Here is a 17,372-nt window from a genome sequence, read left to right as displayed (position 1 = left end):
TGGCCCGCGCGCTGCCGCTGCCGACCGCCGCGTCCGTGGTGGTCGCGCTCGTCGCGGCCGCCGGTGCGGGCATCGCCATGGGCGGTGTGACCGGCGTGGGTACGGACGGGACGCTGCTCGGCGTCGGTGCCGGTGTCTGCGCGCTGATCGGCCTGCGCGTCGCCTCGTACGACTATCCGTCCCGGTTCGTGCACATGACGGCGGGCGTGGCGCTGCCGCTCGCCCTGGCCGCACCGGCGGTGCAGATCCTCGGCCGCGTGCTGAGCTGAGGCGCCCCGCCCCCGCGATCCGTCCTCGCGATCCGCCCCCGTGATTCCGCCCCCGCGGCGCCCGCGGGGGCGGGTGCGGGCGCGATCGACAACTTCGCCACAACTCTCCGGCCGGGGCCGCGTCGGTGCGGCCCGGCCGCGTACGCTCGCGGCCAAGGACCAAAATCGTGGGGGAGCCTCAAGGCCATGCGCGCACTGCGGATACTGCTGATCGTCGTCGTCGTTCTCGGCGGACTGTTCGTGATCGCCGACCGGGTGGCGGTTCACTTCGCCGAGAGCGAGGCGGCCGACAAGGTGCGGACCAGCGAAGGACTCGCCGACACCCCTGACGTGTCCATCAAGGGCTTCCCGTTCCTGACCCAGGCCGCCGGTGGCACCCTGGACGACGTCGAGATCGGCATCCAGGAGTACGACGCGAAGGCGGACGGCAACTCCGTCCACATCACCGACCTGCGGGCCGAGATGCGCGACGTGAAGTTCGACAGCAGCTACAGCTCGGCCACCGCCGGTTCGGCCACCGGCACCGCCCACGTCTCCTACGACGAGCTGCTCAAGGCGGTCGCGCAGCAGAAGCCCGCGCCGGTCGCGCCGGGCATCACGGCGAAGATCACCGGGCTCGCGTACGGCGGTCCGGGCAAGGTCAAGGTGACCGTCACGCTCCGCACCCCGCTGGGCTCCGTCACCCCCACGGTGCTCAGCACGGTCAAGGTCGTCGGTGGCAAGGTCTCCGCGCACGCCGACAGCCTGCCCAAGGTCCACGCGCTCGACCTCGCCGAGAACCGGGTCCGCGCGGTGACCGACTTCCGGCAGGCCATCGACAATCTGCCCGCGGGCATCTCGCTCGACAACGTGGAGCCGGGCAGGAACGGTGTGGAGATCTCGGTCAAGGGTTCGGACCTGAAGCTCGTCGGCTGAGCTCCCACCTGCCCGCCCCTGCCCCTGCCCGCACCCGCCCCAGCTCGCCCGCACCCGCCTGCGTCTCTGCCCAGGCCCACGCCCACGCCCACGCCTGTGCCTCCGCCCAAGCCTCCATCCACGTCTGCGCCTCCGCCCACGCCCACGCCTCCGTCGGCGTCTGTCCGTACTGCGAGACAGGGTCGTCCGTACAGCAGATGGGCAGGGCGTGGCGGCCGGACTCCGGGGTGGGCCCGGCCGCGGGGCGAAGGTCATTCGTCCCGCATAGTGGATGATCGTGTCTCATCATCCGACACGCCGGTGACACGGCCGCCCGGACCTACATACGATCGACGCCATGCAGCGTTACTCGAGCGTCCTCCAGTCGCGGGGACAGGCGGATCTCACGAAGCGGCGGGCAGTAGACCTGTGCCGCGTCGCCGCCATGCTCTGTCGCTCCATCTGAGCGGGACCGTCGGCACGTCGGCGCAATCCCGCTTCGCCAGGCCCGTCGAGTCCGTCGAGCACTGACCGACACGGTTCGGGCCACTCGTGAATCCCCGTGCGCACAGCCCTGTTCGCACCACTTTCGTTCGCATGCCCCGCCGCAACTGCCCCGGAGGAACACAGCATGAGCCGCAGCGACGTCCTGGTAGACGCCGACTGGGTCGAGGCCAACCTCGACAACCCGAACGTGGCGATCGTCGAGGTCGACGAGGACACGTCCGCCTACGAGAAGAACCACATCAAGAACGCGATCCGCATCGACTGGACCAAGGACCTCCAGGACCCGGTCCGCCGCGACTTCATCGACCAGGAGGGCTTCGAGAAGCTGCTCTCCGCGAAGGGGATCGCCAACGACACCACCGTCGTCCTCTACGGCGGCAACAACAACTGGTTCGCGTCCTACGCGTACTGGTACTTCAAGCTCTACGGCCACCAGGACGTCAAGCTCCTCGACGGCGGCCGCAAGAAGTGGGAGCTCGACTCCCGCGACCTGGTCGACGGCTCGCAGGTCCCGAACCGCCCGGCCACCGACTACAAGGCCAAGCCGCAGGACACCTCGATCCGCGCCTTCCGCGACGACGTCGTGAACGCGATCGGCACCCAGAACCTGGTCGACGTGCGCTCGCCCGACGAGTTCAGCGGGAAGCTCCTCGCCCCCGCCCACCTGCCGCAGGAGCAGTCGCAGCGTCCGGGCCACGTCCCGTCCGCCCGCAACATCCCGTGGTCGAAGAACGCCAACGACGACGGCACCTTCAAGTCGGACGACGAGCTCAAGGCGCTGTACGCCGAGGAGCAGGTCGACCTGGCCAAGGACTCCATCGCCTACTGCCGTATCGGTGAGCGCTCGGCCCTGACGTGGTTCGTGCTGCACGAGCTGCTCGGCGTCGAGAACGTCAAGAACTACGACGGTTCGTGGACCGAGTACGGCTCCCTCGTCGGCGTGCCGATCGAGCTCGGCGCCAACAAGTAACCCGACCGCCCTCCTCCCCTCTACTCACTCCAGGAGTTCCACATGTGCGGTGCGAAGGCCGGCGGCCCCGACGCCTCGACCATCAAGCCCGGTGAGACCACCATCCAGGGCCAGGTGACCCGCGACGGCGAGCCGGTGACCGGCTACGTCCGGCTGCTCGACTCGACCGGCGAGTTCACCGCGGAGGTTCCCACCTCCGCCACGGGCCAGTTCCGCTTCTACGCGGCCGAGGGCACGTGGACCGTGCGCGCCCTGGTCCCCGGCGGCCAGGCCGACCGTACGGTCGTCGCCCAGCACGGCGGCCTCGCGGAGGTCGCGATCGCCGTCTGAGCGAACCCGTGAACGGCCGAAGGGCCGCACCCCAGGGGGTTGGACGCCACTGGTAAGCGGGTGCGGCCCTTTGGCGTGCCCGCCGCCGGGCGGCCTACCCTTGAGGCATGTTGGCACGGCGCAAGCACGTGTACTTCGCCATGATGGGCGGCTGCATCGCCCTGTTCGTCCTGGCGTGGGGCGTGGTGCGGCTGTGGTCGATCCCGGCCGCCGTGGCCATGTGCGTGGTCGCCATGGTCATCCCGCCCGTCGCCGCCATCGTCGCCAACCGGCGCGGTCCCGAGGACCGCTGGTGGGACGATCCGTCCGGCGATCCGAAGTCCGACGAGTGGTGGGACGAGCTGGACGGCAAGAAGCGCCGCCCCTGAGGCCGGCGGTATTCCTCGGCATCGGCGCCATTCCTGAGGCTGGCGATGGTCCGTCCGGAATTGTCATAGGCATGTTCAAATCGTGATCCGGGCCCGTACAACCACGGGCCGCGGCCACGGGTCTCCTGTGCGCGCGCGGATTCGGAATCCGCGCTTCGAGTTTCCGAGGGGGGACCCTGTTGGATCACGTGGATGACGCACAAGAAGAACCAGTCGTACAGGAGCCGCCCGTCAGACGTCGCCGCACCGGCCTGCTGATCTCCTGCGCCGCCGTGCTCGGCGTCGTCGCGGGAGTGTGCACCGGATACGTGGTGCAGGCGGGGCGCGCGCCCGACCCGCTGCCACCGCTCGCCCAGGAGACGGTCGCCCAGGCCAAGGGCGGGCCCGCGCACGAGGTGGCCGCCGCCACCGGTGACCGCCGCGTCAGGACCGACGGCGACCTGCGCAAGCTCCTCGTGCCGCGGCCCTCCGGCGCCCAGACCGCGGACGAGGCGCAGGGCTGGCTCGACCAGTACGGTTTCGCGGGCCTGTTCGAGCACCCGGACGACGTGTTCGGCGACCTTTCGGACGACTCCTTCCGGCGCGCGGCCGTGGCCTCGTGGGAGCAGGGGAAGTCAGCGACCGAGGTCCAGCTGATCCAGTTCCGGGACGCCAAGAGCCTGGGCTCGCGCACCTTCCTCAAGGGCCAGAAGAGCTACATGGCGGACAGCGACTGGGCGGGCAACGACGGCCGGCCGATCCCCGGCAGTTCCAACGGCCGCGTCTACGTCTTCGACCGGCCGGACCGCAAGCCCGGCTACCTGCCGCTGTACCGGGCGAGGGCCCTGGCCGCGCGCGGCGACATCGTCATGGACATCTGGTTCTACGACACCAAGCCGATCTCGAAGAAGACCGCGATGGCACTGGCCGAGCGGCAGTTGGAGCGCTTGTGAGCGACCAGTACCCGTCGGCACCCCTACCGCCCGAGTCCGCACCGCCCTCACCCCCGCCCCCGTCCCCGTCTTCGCCCTCACCTTCACCTTCCCCCTCACCCTCGCCCTCGCCCCTTCCCTCGCCGGCCCAGCAGGCCGCGCCGACCGCGTACACCTGGCCGTCGCCCGCACCCGCCGCGCCGACCGGGACACCCGCGACCGAACCGCCCGCCGGGCCGAAGCGCCGCGGCCGTCTGCCGCGCGTCATCGGCGTGTGCGTCGTGGCACTGGCCGTCGTGGGCGGGGTCGGCTTCACCGCGACGAAGGTGAACGGCGCCGACCGGACGGTCTCGACCCGGTCATGGGGCGATCTGCAGCAGCAGAAGCAGCCGTCCGCCAAGGGCAAGGGCAGCGACCTCAGCCGACGCCTGCTGCCCGTGCCGGACGGCTACATCCCCGGACCCGACATCGACGAGTTCGGCAACGACAAGGTGATCACCGGCAAGGAAGCCGTGGCCCGCCTCAAGGCGAGCGCGGACGACCTGCCCGCCCGCGAGCGCGAGGCCCGCCGCAAGGCGATCGACAAGCTCCAGCTCAAGGGCCTGGCGATGCGCAGCTACACGGCGACCACCTACGACCTCGTCATCGACACGCAGCTGTCGCAGATGCAGAACCACAGCGCGGGCCGCCGCCTGAAGGACTTCCAGTCGGAGTTCCTTCGCGTCCTCGGCGGCTACACCAAGGGGCCGAAGATCGACGGCTACCGCAACGCCGACTGCTTCATGGCGCCCCGCAAGAGCAGCAAGAAGCTGGACATGATGCTGTGCAGCGCGTACGAGGACGATCTCCTGGTCTCCGTCACGGCGTACGGTCCCAAGCCGCTCGACACCAAGGCGGTGGCGGACCTGCTGGCGCGACAGCTCGACCGGATCTCGTCGGGTGGAGGGAAGCAGATATGAGCCGGCAGCCCGAGCCGACAGGACCCGCGCCGGACGAGACGATGCAGCTCGGCGCCGTCCCCGCACACCCCCAGCCGCAGCCCCAGCCGCAGCCGCAGCCCCAGCCGCAGCCGCAGTCTCAGCCCCAGGCGAACGACCCCTACGCCATCCCCATGGCCCCACCCGCCCCACCCGGCCTAACCACCTCACTCGCCCCGCCCGCCCCGATCGCCCCGCCCGCCGCCAAGGACCGCCGACGCCTGCGGGCCGTGCTGCGCTGGACCGCCGCCGTGGCCGTGTTCGCCGTGCTGGGCGCCGGGGCCGCCTACGGCGTCACGCAGGAGACCCGCGGCGACCTGCCGGGGCTCAGCACCCGCGCCGACGGCCGCTGGGACTACCCGAAGATCGAGAAGCCCCCGCTGCCCGAGGGCGACCCGGCCGCCTTCGCCGAGGACAACGACCGCGAGGAGCACTTCGCCGACCTGCGGGCGCTCGTCCTTCCCGCGCCCAAGGGCGCCACCGAGGACAAGACGCTGAGCGGCAAGGACGGCTGGCTGCCCACGTCGACGTATCTGGACGCCTACGGCAAGGACGGGCGCGGCGACCTCGCGCAGGAGCTCAAGGACGGCGGTCTGCGGCACATCGCCGCGCGCGGCTGGACCATGCCCGACGGCACGCGTACCCGCATCTACCTGCTGCGCTTTGACACCGGAGCGTTCGCGCGCGCCTACCGCGACACCGTCATGTCGAGCTCGACCGGTCTCGTCGGTGCGCCCGAGACCGAGGAGGACTTCTCCTGGCCGGGCGACGAGAGCCACGTGCGCTACACCTCCCTGCGGGTCCTCAAGGAGCTGCGGTCCAGCGGCGCCGAGCAGATCCGCCAGGCGTACATCCAGGCCGGTGACGTGGTCGCGCTCGTCGTCCAGTCCCGCAAGGGGTCCACGCTCACGGTCCCGTTCCGGCAGACGGTCGTCCTGCAGAACCAGCTTCTCGGCTGACCTGCCGGACCCACCTCGTCGAGAGCTCCGGGCCCCGCACGACTACAGTGGGGCCCGGTTCTCGTACCGCTACCGCTACCGCTCACCGAGGAGCACCCGTGCTTGAGGCCTTCTTCTCCACTCTCCTTGCCCTGGTCTGCGTCGGCGTTCTCGCGTTCGCCGGCCTGTCCCTGAAGAAGCTGTACCAGGGCCAGCGCTGACCCCCCTGCCCGACCCGTCGAGGAAACTCCCCAGATCATGATCCAGATCCCGTCCGACCTGCACCCCGACCTCGTACCGCTCGCCTTCCTCCTGGGCAACTGGGCGGGCGCGGGCGTCACCGACTTCCCGGGCGCCGAGAAGGCCAATTTCGGTCAGGAGGTCTCCTTCTCCCACGACGGGCGGGACTTCCTCGAGTACCACTCGTACACCTGGATCCTGGACCAGGACGGCAACAAGGTGCGCCCCCTGGAGTCGGAGTCCGGCTACTGGCGGGTCGACAAGGAGCGCAAGGTCGAGGTCGTCATGGTCCGCGACGACGGTGTCGTCGAGGTCTGGTACGGCGAGCTCGCCGACAAGAAGCCGCAGATCGACCTCGCGACCGACGCCGTGGCCCGCACCGCGGCCTCCGGCCCGTACACCGGCGGCAAGCGGCTGTACGGCTACGTCAAGAGCGACCTCATGTGGGTCGGCGAGAAGCAGACCCCCGAGGTTCCGCTGCGCCCCTACATGTCGGCCCAGCTGAAGAAGGTCGTCAGCCCCGAGGAGGTCGCGGAGATGGCCCGCAACCTCCCGGACATGCCCGACGACGGCATCGCCTTCTTCAAGTAGGCACAGCCGTAGGGTCCCACCGGGCGGCTTACACTCGGCGGTGTGGTGAACACCGACTGGAAGAGCGACCTGAGGCAGCGCGGCTACCGGCTGACGCCGCAGCGCCAGCTTGTCCTCGAAGCCGTGGACACCCTTGAGCACGCGACCCCCGACGACATCCTGTGCGAAGTACGCAGGACGGCGTCGGGGGTCAACATTTCCACGGTCTACCGCACCCTGGAGCTCCTGGAGGAGCTCGGTCTCGTCTCGCACGCCCACCTCGGGCACGGCGCTCCCACGTACCACCTCGCCGACCGGCACCACCACATCCACCTGGTGTGCCGGGACTGCACCGAGGTGATCGAGGCCGACGTGGCCGTGGCGGCGGAGTTCACCGCCAAGCTGCGCGCCGAGTTCGATTTCGACACCGACCTGAAGCACTTCGCGATCTTCGGCCGGTGCGGGAAGTGCTCCGCCGAGTCCGGGACCGAGTCCGAGTCCGAGTCCCGGGCCGAGTCCGTGGCCCAGGAATAAGCGTGGGCGGCCACTCGTCGTACTCTGTGTGACCATGAAGAGCCCCCTGCTGACCCTGCCCGGCGCCGTCCCCGGCGAGGGCGTGGACGAAGGCGTCGCCGCGCACTACGGCGACCTGTTCCGCGAGCAGCGCTCCCTCGCCGACGGGGCGGGCGTCGTGGACCTCTCGCACCGCGGTGTCCTCACCGTGACCGGCGATGACCGGCTGAGCTGGCTGCACCTGCTGCTCACCCAGCACGTCAGTGAGCTGCCGCCGGACCAGGCCACCGAGGCCCTGATCCTCTCCGCGCACGGCCACATCGAGCACGCCCTGTACCTGGTCGACGACGGCACGACGACCTGGGCGCACGTGGAGCCCGGCACCCAGGAGGCACTGCTCGCCTACCTGGAGTCGATGAAGTTCTTCTACCGGGTGGAAGTCGCCGACCGCACCGCCGAGTTCGCGGTCGTCCACCTGCCGGCCGGTTCGATCGCGCAGGCGCCCGACGGGGTGACCGTGCGCGAGACGGCGTACGGGCGTGATCTCTTCCTGCCGCGCGGCGACCTGGAGTCGTACGTGGCGGCGAACGGTCCGGCGATCGGCCTGCTCGCCCACGAGGCCCTCCGCGTCGAGCAGCACCGGCCGCGGCTCGGCTTCGAGACCGACCACCGCACCATCCCGCACGAGCTGGGCTGGATCGGCTCGGCCGTACATCTGCAGAAGGGCTGCTACCGCGGGCAGGAGACCGTCGCGCGCGTGCAGAACCTGGGCAAGCCGCCGCGCCGCCTCGTCTTCCTCCACCTGGACGGCAGCGAGGTGCACCTGCCACCGCACGGCGCCGAGGTACGGCTCGCCGCCGACGGGCCGGACGGCCGCAAGGTCGGTTTCGTGACGACGTCCGTACGCCACCACGAGCTCGGCCCCATCGCGCTCGCCCTGGTCAAGCGGAACGTTCCGGCCGACGCGGAACTCCTCGCGGAGGGCACCGCGGCGGCGCAGGAGATCGTGGTCGAGCCCTGACCGGCTCCGGCCCCGCCGTTACATCTCCAGCAGCACCGTGAACGGCCCGTCGTTGGTCAGCCCCACCCGCATCTTCGCGCCGAAGCGTCCCGTTGCCACGGTCGCGCCGAGCGCTCGCAGGTGTGCGACGACCTCGTCCACCAGCGGCTCGGCCACCGGTCCCGGCGCGGCCGCGTTCCAGGTGGGGCGGCGGCCCTTGCGCGCGTCCCCGTACAGCGTGAACTGGCTGATCACCAGGAGCGGTGCCCCGATGTCGCTGCACGACTTCTCGTCGGCGAGCATCCTGATCGACCAGAGTTTGCGGGCCAGCTGGGCGGCCTTCTCCTTCGTGTCGTCGTGGGTGACCCCGACGAGCACGCACAGGCCCTCGCCCTTGATCTCGCCCACGGTCCTCGTCTCGCCGTCCTCGTCCACGGCGACGCTCGCGCCGTCGACTCTCTGCACCACTGCACGCATGCCGCCCATCATGCCCGGTCCGTGCCTGACCCGGGCCCGGTCCGTCTTACCCGATTCGAACCCCCCATCCGGGGCGGATATGGGGCACTCGCGCACGAACTGGCCACAAGGAGTGGCACCATGCTGACACGCGGTGCGCCGATGGCGTGCCGCGTCGGTCCGGTCGAGGGGACGGAAAGCAGACCATGGATGCTCACGCCATGAGCCACACACCGAGTTCACCGAGGACCGGGCTGCCCGGCGAGCCGGTGTCGCTGACGCACGCGGGCCGGGTCGCCCGGGTCGCACCGCTGGTCCGGCCGCCGGTCCAGCGCACCGGCAGCCCCGAGCTGCCGCCCGCCGTGACGCCGGAGCTCTCGGGCCTGTGCCTGGCCGAACTGCGTACGCTGCGCCGCGACTCGCAGCAGGACGAGGCCGATCTCAGCTACGTACGACGCCTGTTGCAGGGCCGCATCGACATCCTGCGGGCCGAGCTCGAACGGCGCCGGGATCCCGAGTCGCCGGTCGTGGACCGGCTCTCGGAGATCCTGCGGGACAAGGCGGCACGCCAGCGCTCGTCGGCCCGGCACGTCACGCTCGGCACGCCGCACAGCGAGGAGTCCCGCCGCCTGGCCTCGGAGATGCTCGCCGAGGTCGAGCTCTCCGACCTCGGCGCCCGTACGGACGACGAGCTGCGGGCGGCGATGGGGCGGCTCGTCCGGTACGAGCAGCAGGTGTCGCGGCGGCGGCAGGACCTGCAGCGCGTCGCGGACGACTGCAGCTCGGAGATCGCCCGCAGGTACCGGGAGGGCGAGGCGCAGGTGGACGACCTGTTGGACGGGTGACGGTGCCTGGCCGGCCGACGGGAAATGCGGTGGCCGCCGCTACGCGCCCTGTTCCGTACGCCGCGGCGCCCGTGGTGCCCCGACACGCCGCGGCGCCCGTGGTGCCCCGACGTTTTCTGAAGACCGACCGGGCTCCCGGCTCCCCTCCGAGTTGAGAGCCCGGTCAGCCGCTCTGGGCGAGCAGCATCACGAGGGCGACGGCCCCGATGCCGCTGATGGTGGTGTTCTTGGCCTTGAGCCCGATGGAGAACACCACGAAGGCGAGAATGCCCATCGGCCCGTACTTCCACTGGACGAGCTGCTCGAATCCGATGGCGAGTGCGGCGACGAGGATGGCGAAGAGCGGCATGTTCCTACCTCCTTCGGGTGGCGAGCGATGACCAACTCAGGGGACTTCGCCGACTGATCGACCATGTCGTGAGAGTTGGTCACCAACTCACTGGTACTTATCTCCGTTCCGACGCGATTCATAACCACCTTTTCCGCAACTCCTCGAAGATGGCGGGAAGTTGTAGGGTTTGGTCGTGGGCGCGGGCCGTGCACCGGTCGGCGTGCGGCTCCCTTGGTCACTGGAGCGTGGGCCCCGCGACGACGAGCGCGAGCAGCACCGCGCCGAGCGAGCTGCACGCGGTGCTGCGGGTCCTGGCGCCGACGGCGAGCAGCAGCAGGCCCACGAGCCCGGCCGGACCGTACCGCCACTGGGCGAGCTGTTCGAGCGTGATCAGGACCACCGCTGTGAAGAGGTTGAGGAAGGGCATGACGGTACCTCCCGCGTCGGCCAACTACCACTGACTTGGCAACCAACTACACTCATGTTGTCCCCGGTTGGTCGACCGCCATAAACGGCTGGCGAACAACTGCCGCCAAATTCGCTGAAGTTGTACGGTTTGGCTGAGACTCCAGGGGAGCGTGACAGTCATGACGGACATGGCGAAGGAGATCGCCGACGAGCTGCGTGAGCGGATCAGGGCGGGCAGCCTCCGGCCGGGGGACCGGCTGCCCACCCAGGCCCGGCTGGCCGATCAGTTCGGCGTCGAGCGCTCCGCGGTCCGCCAGGCGCTTCAACTGCTTCAGGCCGACGGGTTGTTGAGCCACGTCACCAAGGGCAGCCCGCCGCGTGTCGCCGACGCGGCGGCCACGGCCCCCGACACCCCGCGGCCCAGCATGGTTGCGCTCTCCCCGCGCCTGGTGGAGGCGTTCCGCGTCCCCGAGGTGCGCATCGACGCGCTCTGCCTGACCTCCGAGACGCTGATGCTCGCCCTGGGCGAGCCGTTGCGCCGCATCCACGAGGGGGAACTCCGCCCCAGCTCCCTCCACGTACGCGTCATGCTGCCCAGCCGCGCCATCTCCCTCGCCTTCCCGGCCGCGGTGCCCGGCGGCACCGGCGGCGCCAACGGCGACGGCCCCGGCGACGGCCCCGGCGACGGCCGTGGCGACAGTGACGGCGACGACGCGGTCCACCGGGCCTGGCTCGACACGCGCAACGCCCAGGGCCAGGTGCTCCGCCACAACCTGCGCTCGCTGCGCGACACGCACGGGATCGACGTGACGGTGACCTTCCGCGCCGTGCCGTTCACGCCCCCGGTCCGCCTGTACGTGCTCAACGGCTCGGAGGCCCTCCTGTCGTACTACATGGTCACCAGGCGCGAGGAGGAGATCGACAGCGGCACGCGCCTCGAACTGTTCTCGGCGGCCGGGACACAGGCGCTGCTGTTCTCCTTCGAGCAGCGGGCGCGCGGCCGGGACCGGGCGTTCGTGGAGGAGTCGCAGAAGTGGTTCGACGCCCTCTGGGCAACCATCTCCTCCGACCTCACACTCACCTAGTGACCTCAGATGCGGAGAAAGAGACTGCTCCGGTGGCGGATGAGACAGAAGAACACCGGAAAATGACCGAGTTGGTCCGAGGTGCGCGGCACGTGCTCTTCGACTTCGACGGACCGATCTGCCGCCTGTTCGCCGGACGCCCGGCCCACACGATCGCCCGCGAACAGGTGGAGTGGCTGGACGCGCAGGGCCTCGGCGACGTGCTGACCGAGAAGGAGCGCGGCGACGACGACCCGCACGCCGCGCTGCGCAGCCTCGGCCTGCAACGGCCCGACAGCGACCTCGTCGAGGAGATGGAACGCCGGCTGTCCGAACAGGAGCTGTGGGCCGTGCGCTCCGCCTGGCCGACCGAGCACGCGGACCCGCTGATCCGCACCTGGGCGGCGGTCGGCGTCCGCCTCGCCGTCACCACCAACAACTCCCCCCGGGCCGTGCGCCGCTACCTGTCCGACCGTGACCTGTCCGGCTGCTTCGAGCCGCACATCTACGGCCGCACCGCCGACCTCACCCGCCTCAAGCCGGACCCGTACTGCCTGCACCGCGCCCTGAACGCCCTGGGCGCCGCCCCCGCCGGGGCCCTGATGATCGGCGACACCGCCACGGACCTGCTCGCGGCCCGCGCGGCGGACGTTCCGTTTCTCGGGTACGCGCGCAACGAGCGCAAAGCCGGGCTGCTGCGGGCGGCCGGCGCCGAGGCCGTGGTCAGCTCCCTTGAGCCGGTCCTCGACCTCGTACGGAAGCGCCGCTGACCGGGTGAAGGTGGCTGCCAACTGACGTAGAGTTGGAGGAACTTGGCATATATGCACGCCGGACGGGAGTGCGCAGTGGTGAACGACGAAGCCGACTCGACCTCCGCTTTCACCGCAGAGACCATCGCCGACGAGCTGCGGCGGCGGATCAGGTCCGGTGCCCTGAGGCCGGGTGAGCGGCTCCCCACCCAGTACGCGCTGTCGAAGGAGTTCGGCGTGGAGCGGGGCGCGGTGCGCAGCGCGTTGCAGCGCCTGCGGTCCGACGGGCTCCTGACGAACGTGACCAGGGGCCGCCCGCCCGAGGTGGCCGGGCACGGCGCCCCCGAACCGGCGCCCGCCGCCCGCCCGGCCCGCAGCATCCTCGGCCCCCGTCTCGTGGCGGCGTTCGACCAGCGGGAGGTCCGCCTCGACGTGGCGTGCCTGACGGCGGAGACGCTGATGGTGTCCCTGGGTGAGCCGCTGCGACGGGTCTACGACGGTTCGAGCAGGCCGCACTCCCTCCACGTACGGGTGCTGCTGCCGCGCGCCGATCAGCACCTCGACTATCCGGCCCCGGATCAGGGCTGGGGCCAGGACGCGAAGACCGACGCGGCGGTGCACGAACGCAATGTCCGCCAGATGCACGCCCAACGCACCGTGCTCGAACACAACTTCAACGGGCTGCGCCGCATCGGCGGCATCGACGTGCGGGTCGAGTTCCGGGAGCTGAACGGAACGCCGACCCGCAAGGTGTACCTCCTCAACCGGCGCGAGGCGCTCATCGGCCACTACATCCCCCACACGGTCCTGCGGGAGCTGGACGACTACGAGGGCGACAACCCGGTGTCGCTGTGCGACGTCGAGGGCATCAGCACACCGATGTTCGCCTTCGACACCGACGGGGACGCGCTGGAGGCCGAGTTCGTCGCGGCGGAACAGCTGATGTTCGACCAGGTGTGGGAGCACGTCGCGCGGGCCGTGCCGCGGGCGTGAACCGACGGCGGCGGCACGGGGGAGTCGCACACGCTTCGCACGGTATCCGGCGGATTCGCTCATGAGGTGTACGGGCTGGGCCGGACGACCGGTCGTCGAGCGGGCGTCGTGCGTGGCGGAGTAGCGTGCCCTCACACTCGCGTGGCACCGATGTCACGCTCTGCGGGAGAAGCGGTCGATGGTGGCGGACGTGGCCTCGGGAACATCTGAGGCGTCGGGGGTGTCGGGGGCGTCGGGAGCCTGGCGGACGGCCGTCGCGCTCGGCGGCGGCCGCGGGGTGGTCGAGGGGCCCCTCCACGGACACCACCACGAGACGTACGTCGTTCCGCTCGCCCTCGACGGCCGCGGTGAGCCGAACCGCTGGAAGTGCCGCGAGCCGAGACCGGGCCTCTTCTGGTTCGACCGGAGGTGCTTCGCCTCCGAGGAGGAGGTCGTCCGGGCGCTGGCCGGCCGCGTCTCCCGTGTTCCGCGGGTGATCGAGACCGGCGGGGTGACGCTGCAGCGCTTCATCGAGGGCACCACGCTGGGCGCGTCGTACCCGTTCGGCAAGGCGGTTCCTGGGCGGCTCGTCGAGCAGATCATGCGAGTCTTCGCCGAACTGGTCGTCATCGACCCCGCCGCCCTGTCCGCGCGCCGCACCTGCTCCCCGCAGGACATGCCGGCCGACGGCGAGACCGGGCGGTTCCTGGAGCGCCTGATCCGCTTCACGGAGGACCGCGTCTACCGGCGTCACCACGACGAGTTCGGCGGCCTGTTCGCGGCGCTCGGCGTCGACGACGTGGCCTTCAAGCGGCTGCGCAGCCATGTCGAAGGACTCCACCGGCGCCCCTTCGGGCTGCTCCACGCCGACCTGCACCGGGAGAACCTGATCGTCGACGGCCGTGGCCGACTCTGGTTCATCGACTGGGAGTTGGCGATGTTCGGCGACCCGTTGTACGACCTCGCCACGCATGTCCACCTGATGCGCTACCCGGTGTGGCAGCGCCACCGCGTGGGCGAGATGTGGGCGCGGACGGTGGAGGGCGTCCGGCCCGGCGCCGCCCGCGGCTGGCGCGATGACCTGCCTCTGCTGCTCGACTTCAAACGCGCCCACTCGGTGTTCACGGACGTCATCCGCTCGGCGCTGGCGCTGCCCACCGGGCCGGCCGTGCCCGCGCACGTGCTCGACGCGAGCCTGGCCGGGAGCGGTGTGAAGCTCCACCGGCTGCTGCGGCGGGCGGCGCCGCCGCTCGGCCTGACGTACGTGCCCTCGCCGGAGGCCGCGGCTCACGCGCTGAAACGGTGGCTGTCGGGCCGGTAGGCGGGCGCGGGACGACTGCTCATCCGCGCGTGCGGAGTGCGGAATTTCGTACTCCTGTCAGCAAGTTTTGAACAGCGCTTGCATTATCCTTGCGTCATGACGCGACGACTTACTCACGTTGCCCGGAAGGTCGGAGTCAGCGAGGCCACGGTCAGCCGGGTCCTCAACAACAAGCCGGGGGTCTCCGCGGCGACGCGGCAGTCCGTGCTCACCGCGCTCGACGTGCTCGGCTACGAGCGGCCCACGCAGCTGCGCGGCGAACGGGCGCGGCTGGTCGGACTCGTCCTGCCCGAGCTGCAGAACCCCATCTTCCCGGCCTTCGCCGAGGTGATCGGCGGGGCGCTCGCCCAGCAGGGGCTGACCCCGGTGCTGTGCACGCAGACCAAGGGGGGTGTGTCCGAGGCGGACTACGTGGACCTGCTGTTGCAGCAGCAGGTCTCCGGTGTCGTGTTCGCCGGCGGGCTGTACGCGCAGGGGCGCGCGCCGCACGAGCACTACCGGGTCCTCGCCGACCGGCGCATCCCCGTCGTGCTGGTCAACGCCGCGATAGGCGACCTCGGGTTCCCGACCGTGTCGTGCGACGACGCCGTCGCCGTCGAGCAGGCGTGGCGGCACCTGGCCTCGCTCGGGCACGAGCGGATCGGGCTCGTGCTCGGCCCCGCCGACCACATGCCCTCGCAGCGCAAGCTCGTCGCGGCGCGCGCGGTGGCCGCTGCGGCGGGGCGGGACCTGCCGGACGAGCACGTCGTACGGGCCATGTACTCGATCGAGGGCGGGCAGGCCGCCACCGCCCGGCTGCTCGACCGGGGGGTGACCGGGATCGTGTGCGCGAGCGACCCCATGGCGCTCGGCGCGGTGCGCGCGGCCCGGCGGCGCGGTCTCGACGTGCCGCGGGACATCTCGGTCGTCGGCTATGACGACTCCGCGTTCATGAACTGCACCGAGCCGCCGCTCACCACCGTGCGCCAGCCCATAGAGGCGATGGGCCGCGCGGCCGTCGAGCTGCTCGGCGCGCAGATCGCGGGCGGCGCGGTCGTCTCGGACGAGTTGCTCTTCGAGCCGGAGCTGGTGGTGCGCGGGTCGACCGGGCAGGCGCCCCGGTAGCCCCCGGTCGCCGCGGGCGGCACGGTCCTGCGGTCGACTGTCAAAATCTTACGTAATTGGCGCGGGATATTGCGGAGTCGCGCGGTCGATGGTTGAGTGTGCGGCGCCACACAGCGAGCAACAGCGAGCAAGCGAGCCGCCACCCAGCAAGGGGTCCAGCCATGAGAAGTTCCGGGTTCCGCCGCACGTACACAGCCGCCATAGCCTCCGGCCTCGCCGTCGCCGGGCTCGGGCTCACGGCATGCAGTTCCTCCGACAGCGGTGCCACCACCGCGGACGGCAAGACCCGCATCACGGTCAACTGCATGCCGCCGAAGTCGTCCAAGACCGACCGGGCCAACTTCCAGGCGGACCTCAAGTCGTTCGCGGCGAGCCACAAGGACATCGACGTCGTCGCCCACGACGCCTTCCCCTGCGAGGACCCCAAGACGTTCGACGCCAAGCTCGCCGGCGGGCAGATGGAGAACGTCTTCTACACGTACTTCACCGACGTCAAGCACGTCGTCGACATCCACCAGGCCGCCGACATCACCAAGTACGTCAAGAACCTCAAGGGCTACCAGGCCATCAGGAAGTCGCTGCGCGACGTCTACACCGTCGACGGCAAGATCTACGGAGTCCCGCGCACCAACTACTCCATGGGCCTGCTCTACAACAGGAAGCTGTTCGCCAAGGCCGGACTCGACCCGGACAAGCCGCCCACCACCTGGGCCGAGGTCCGCGCCGACGCCAAGAAGATCGCCGCCCTCGGCGACGGCACCGTCGGCTACGCCGACTACAGCGCCCAGAACCAGGGCGGCTGGCACTTCACCGCCGAGATGTACTCCCGCGGCGGCAGCGTCGTCTCACCCGACGGCAAGAAGGCCACCATCGACAACGCCCAGGGCCGCGCCGTCCTGCAGAACCTCCACGACATGCGCTGGAACGACCAGTCGATGGGCAGCAAGCAGCTGCTCGTCCTCAACGACGTCCAGCAGATGATGGGCTCCGGCAAGCTCGGCATGTACCTCTCCGCCCCCGACAACATCCCGATCCTGGTCAAGGAGAAGGGCGGCAACTACAAGGACCTCGCCCTCGCCCCCATGCCGGGCGGCCAGGGCACCCTCGCCGGCGGCGACGGCTACATGTTCAACAAGAAGGACACGCCCGCCCAGATCAAGGCCGGGCTCAAGTGGCTCGACTACACCTTCCTCACGCCCGGCCGCGGCTACATGAACGACTACAAGCGCACCGCCGCCCACAACGACCCCGTCGGCCTGCCCGAGCCGCGCCTGTTCACCGGCGCCACCGACGCCAAGGACCAGGCGCTCAAGAAGAAGTACGCCAACGTGCCCGTCCAGAACTACCAGTCCTTCGCCGACGGCACCCCCAAGCTCGACCCGAAGCTGGAGCCGGTCAAGGCCCAGCAGATCTACTCCGTGCTCGACGCCGCGATGTCCGCCGTCCTGACCAAGAAGGACGCCGACATCGACCACCTGCTCAAGGACGCGTCCGGCAAGATCGACGGCATCCTCGCGCGGGGCTGACGCAGCCATGAAGACCGCAGCACACCGCGCGGCGGCCGCGGCCGACCAGAGCCGGACCCGGGTGACGGGTATACGCGGCATCCAACGCCTCCCGGAACAACTGCGCGTA

At 70.5% G+C, this 17,372-nt stretch carries 21 protein-coding genes and 1 pseudogene; 19 read left to right on the top strand and 3 right to left on the bottom strand.

Annotated features, from left to right (window positions below):
• The 12 genes and pseudogenes from OFY01_RS04900 to ygfZ all read left to right on the top strand — a co-directional run.
• A pseudogene (locus OFY01_RS04900) lies at positions 1-269 on the top strand (hypothetical protein); the annotation flags it as partial.
• A gap of 186 nt (positions 270-455) precedes the next feature.
• The gene (locus OFY01_RS04895; RefSeq protein WP_266596627.1) at positions 456-1,184 is read left to right on the top strand and encodes an LmeA family phospholipid-binding protein; all 729 of its coding nucleotides are present in this window, start codon (positions 456-458) and stop codon (positions 1,182-1,184) included.
• Positions 1,185-1,521: 337 nt separating this feature from the next.
• Entirely contained in the window at positions 1,522-1,629 is a 108-nt protein-coding gene (locus tag OFY01_RS32520) for a putative leader peptide (protein ID WP_407700280.1), read from the top strand.
• Between the two features lie 165 nt (positions 1,630-1,794).
• Positions 1,795-2,640 carry a sulfurtransferase gene (locus OFY01_RS04890; protein WP_266596625.1) on the top strand — a complete coding sequence of 282 codons (846 nt, stop codon included), beginning with the start codon at positions 1,795-1,797 and terminating at the stop codon, positions 2,638-2,640.
• 42 nt (positions 2,641-2,682) lie between these two features.
• Positions 2,683-2,970 carry a DUF1416 domain-containing protein gene (locus OFY01_RS04885; RefSeq protein WP_266596624.1) on the top strand — a complete coding sequence of 96 codons (288 nt, stop codon included), beginning with the start codon at positions 2,683-2,685 and terminating at the stop codon, positions 2,968-2,970.
• Between the two features lie 107 nt (positions 2,971-3,077).
• The gene (locus OFY01_RS04880) at positions 3,078-3,338 is read left to right on the top strand and encodes a DUF3099 domain-containing protein (RefSeq protein ID WP_266596623.1); all 261 of its coding nucleotides are present in this window, start codon (positions 3,078-3,080) and stop codon (positions 3,336-3,338) included.
• A gap of 188 nt (positions 3,339-3,526) precedes the next feature.
• Positions 3,527-4,270 carry a hypothetical protein gene (locus OFY01_RS04875; protein WP_266596622.1) on the top strand — a complete coding sequence of 248 codons (744 nt, stop codon included), beginning with the start codon at positions 3,527-3,529 and terminating at the stop codon, positions 4,268-4,270.
• A 260-nt stretch (positions 4,271-4,530) separates the two neighbouring features.
• Positions 4,531-5,208, top strand: a complete 678-nt coding sequence (locus OFY01_RS04870; protein WP_266596621.1) for a hypothetical protein — start codon at positions 4,531-4,533, stop codon at positions 5,206-5,208.
• Positions 5,205-6,185, top strand: a complete 981-nt coding sequence (locus OFY01_RS04865; RefSeq protein WP_266596620.1) for a hypothetical protein — start codon at positions 5,205-5,207, stop codon at positions 6,183-6,185. Before OFY01_RS04870 ends, OFY01_RS04865 begins: the two co-directional genes overlap by 4 nt.
• A 237-nt stretch (positions 6,186-6,422) precedes the next feature.
• Entirely contained in the window at positions 6,423-6,995 is a 573-nt protein-coding gene (locus OFY01_RS04860; RefSeq protein WP_266596618.1) for an FABP family protein, read from the top strand.
• A 42-nt stretch (positions 6,996-7,037) separates the two neighbouring features.
• Positions 7,038-7,508 (top strand): Fur family transcriptional regulator, encoded by a 471-nt coding sequence (locus tag OFY01_RS04855; RefSeq protein ID WP_266596616.1) that lies wholly within the window; start codon positions 7,038-7,040, stop codon positions 7,506-7,508.
• 34 nt (positions 7,509-7,542) lie between these two features.
• Entirely contained in the window at positions 7,543-8,508 is a 966-nt protein-coding gene (gene ygfZ / locus OFY01_RS04850) for a CAF17-like 4Fe-4S cluster assembly/insertion protein YgfZ (protein ID WP_266596614.1), read from the top strand.
• An 18-nt stretch (positions 8,509-8,526) separates the two neighbouring features.
• On the opposite strand, the gene dtd is transcribed toward ygfZ, so the two are convergent.
• Positions 8,527-8,964 (bottom strand): D-aminoacyl-tRNA deacylase, encoded by a 438-nt coding sequence (gene dtd / locus OFY01_RS04845; RefSeq protein WP_266596612.1) that lies wholly within the window; start codon positions 8,962-8,964, stop codon positions 8,527-8,529.
• 200 nt (positions 8,965-9,164) lie between these two features.
• Here dtd and OFY01_RS04840 point away from each other — a divergent pair, with 200 nt between their 5' ends.
• Positions 9,165-9,788, top strand: coding sequence for an RsiG family protein (locus OFY01_RS04840; protein ID WP_407700279.1), 624 nt, complete (start codon positions 9,165-9,167; stop codon positions 9,786-9,788).
• Positions 9,789-9,951: 163 nt separating this feature from the next.
• Here the strand turns inward: OFY01_RS04840 and OFY01_RS04835 are convergent, their stop codons facing one another.
• Both OFY01_RS04835 and OFY01_RS04830 read right to left on the bottom strand, forming a co-directional pair.
• A complete protein-coding gene (locus OFY01_RS04835) occupies positions 9,952-10,137 on the bottom strand; it encodes a hypothetical protein (protein WP_266596610.1) in 186 nt (61 codons plus the stop codon).
• A gap of 217 nt (positions 10,138-10,354) precedes the next feature.
• Positions 10,355-10,546 (bottom strand): hypothetical protein, encoded by a 192-nt coding sequence (locus OFY01_RS04830; protein WP_266596608.1) that lies wholly within the window; start codon positions 10,544-10,546, stop codon positions 10,355-10,357.
• Positions 10,547-10,706: 160 nt separating this feature from the next.
• Between OFY01_RS04830 and OFY01_RS04825 the strand changes: the two genes are divergently transcribed.
• The 6 genes from OFY01_RS04825 to OFY01_RS04800 all read left to right on the top strand — a co-directional run bounded on the left by OFY01_RS04825 (position 10,707) and on the right by OFY01_RS04800 (position 17,263).
• Entirely contained in the window at positions 10,707-11,612 is a 906-nt protein-coding gene (locus OFY01_RS04825; protein ID WP_266596606.1) for a winged helix-turn-helix domain-containing protein, read from the top strand.
• Positions 11,613-11,674: 62 nt separating this feature from the next.
• Positions 11,675-12,361 carry an HAD family hydrolase gene (locus tag OFY01_RS04820; protein ID WP_323135476.1) on the top strand — a complete coding sequence of 229 codons (687 nt, stop codon included), beginning with the start codon at positions 11,675-11,677 and terminating at the stop codon, positions 12,359-12,361.
• A 75-nt stretch (positions 12,362-12,436) separates the two neighbouring features.
• Complete coding sequence (locus OFY01_RS04815; RefSeq protein WP_266596602.1) at positions 12,437-13,333, top strand: winged helix-turn-helix domain-containing protein; 897 nt, start codon at positions 12,437-12,439, stop codon at positions 13,331-13,333.
• A gap of 178 nt (positions 13,334-13,511) precedes the next feature.
• Positions 13,512-14,633: a phosphotransferase gene (locus OFY01_RS04810; protein ID WP_266596600.1), complete on the top strand. Its 1,122-nt coding sequence runs from the start codon at positions 13,512-13,514 to the stop codon at positions 14,631-14,633.
• A 96-nt stretch (positions 14,634-14,729) separates the two neighbouring features.
• Positions 14,730-15,737, top strand: a complete 1,008-nt coding sequence (locus OFY01_RS04805; RefSeq protein ID WP_266596598.1) for a LacI family DNA-binding transcriptional regulator — start codon at positions 14,730-14,732, stop codon at positions 15,735-15,737.
• A 161-nt stretch (positions 15,738-15,898) separates the two neighbouring features.
• The gene (locus OFY01_RS04800; protein WP_266596596.1) at positions 15,899-17,263 is read left to right on the top strand and encodes an ABC transporter substrate-binding protein; all 1,365 of its coding nucleotides are present in this window, start codon (positions 15,899-15,901) and stop codon (positions 17,261-17,263) included.
• The last annotated feature ends 109 nt before the right edge of the window (positions 17,264-17,372 follow it).

The organism is Streptomyces beihaiensis (assembly GCF_026274175.1).
Lineage (GTDB): Bacteria > Actinomycetota > Actinomycetes > Streptomycetales > Streptomycetaceae > Streptomyces > Streptomyces beihaiensis.
Note: the sequence above shows the minus strand (reverse complement) of the source record. Positions and strands in the feature narration are given on the sequence as shown.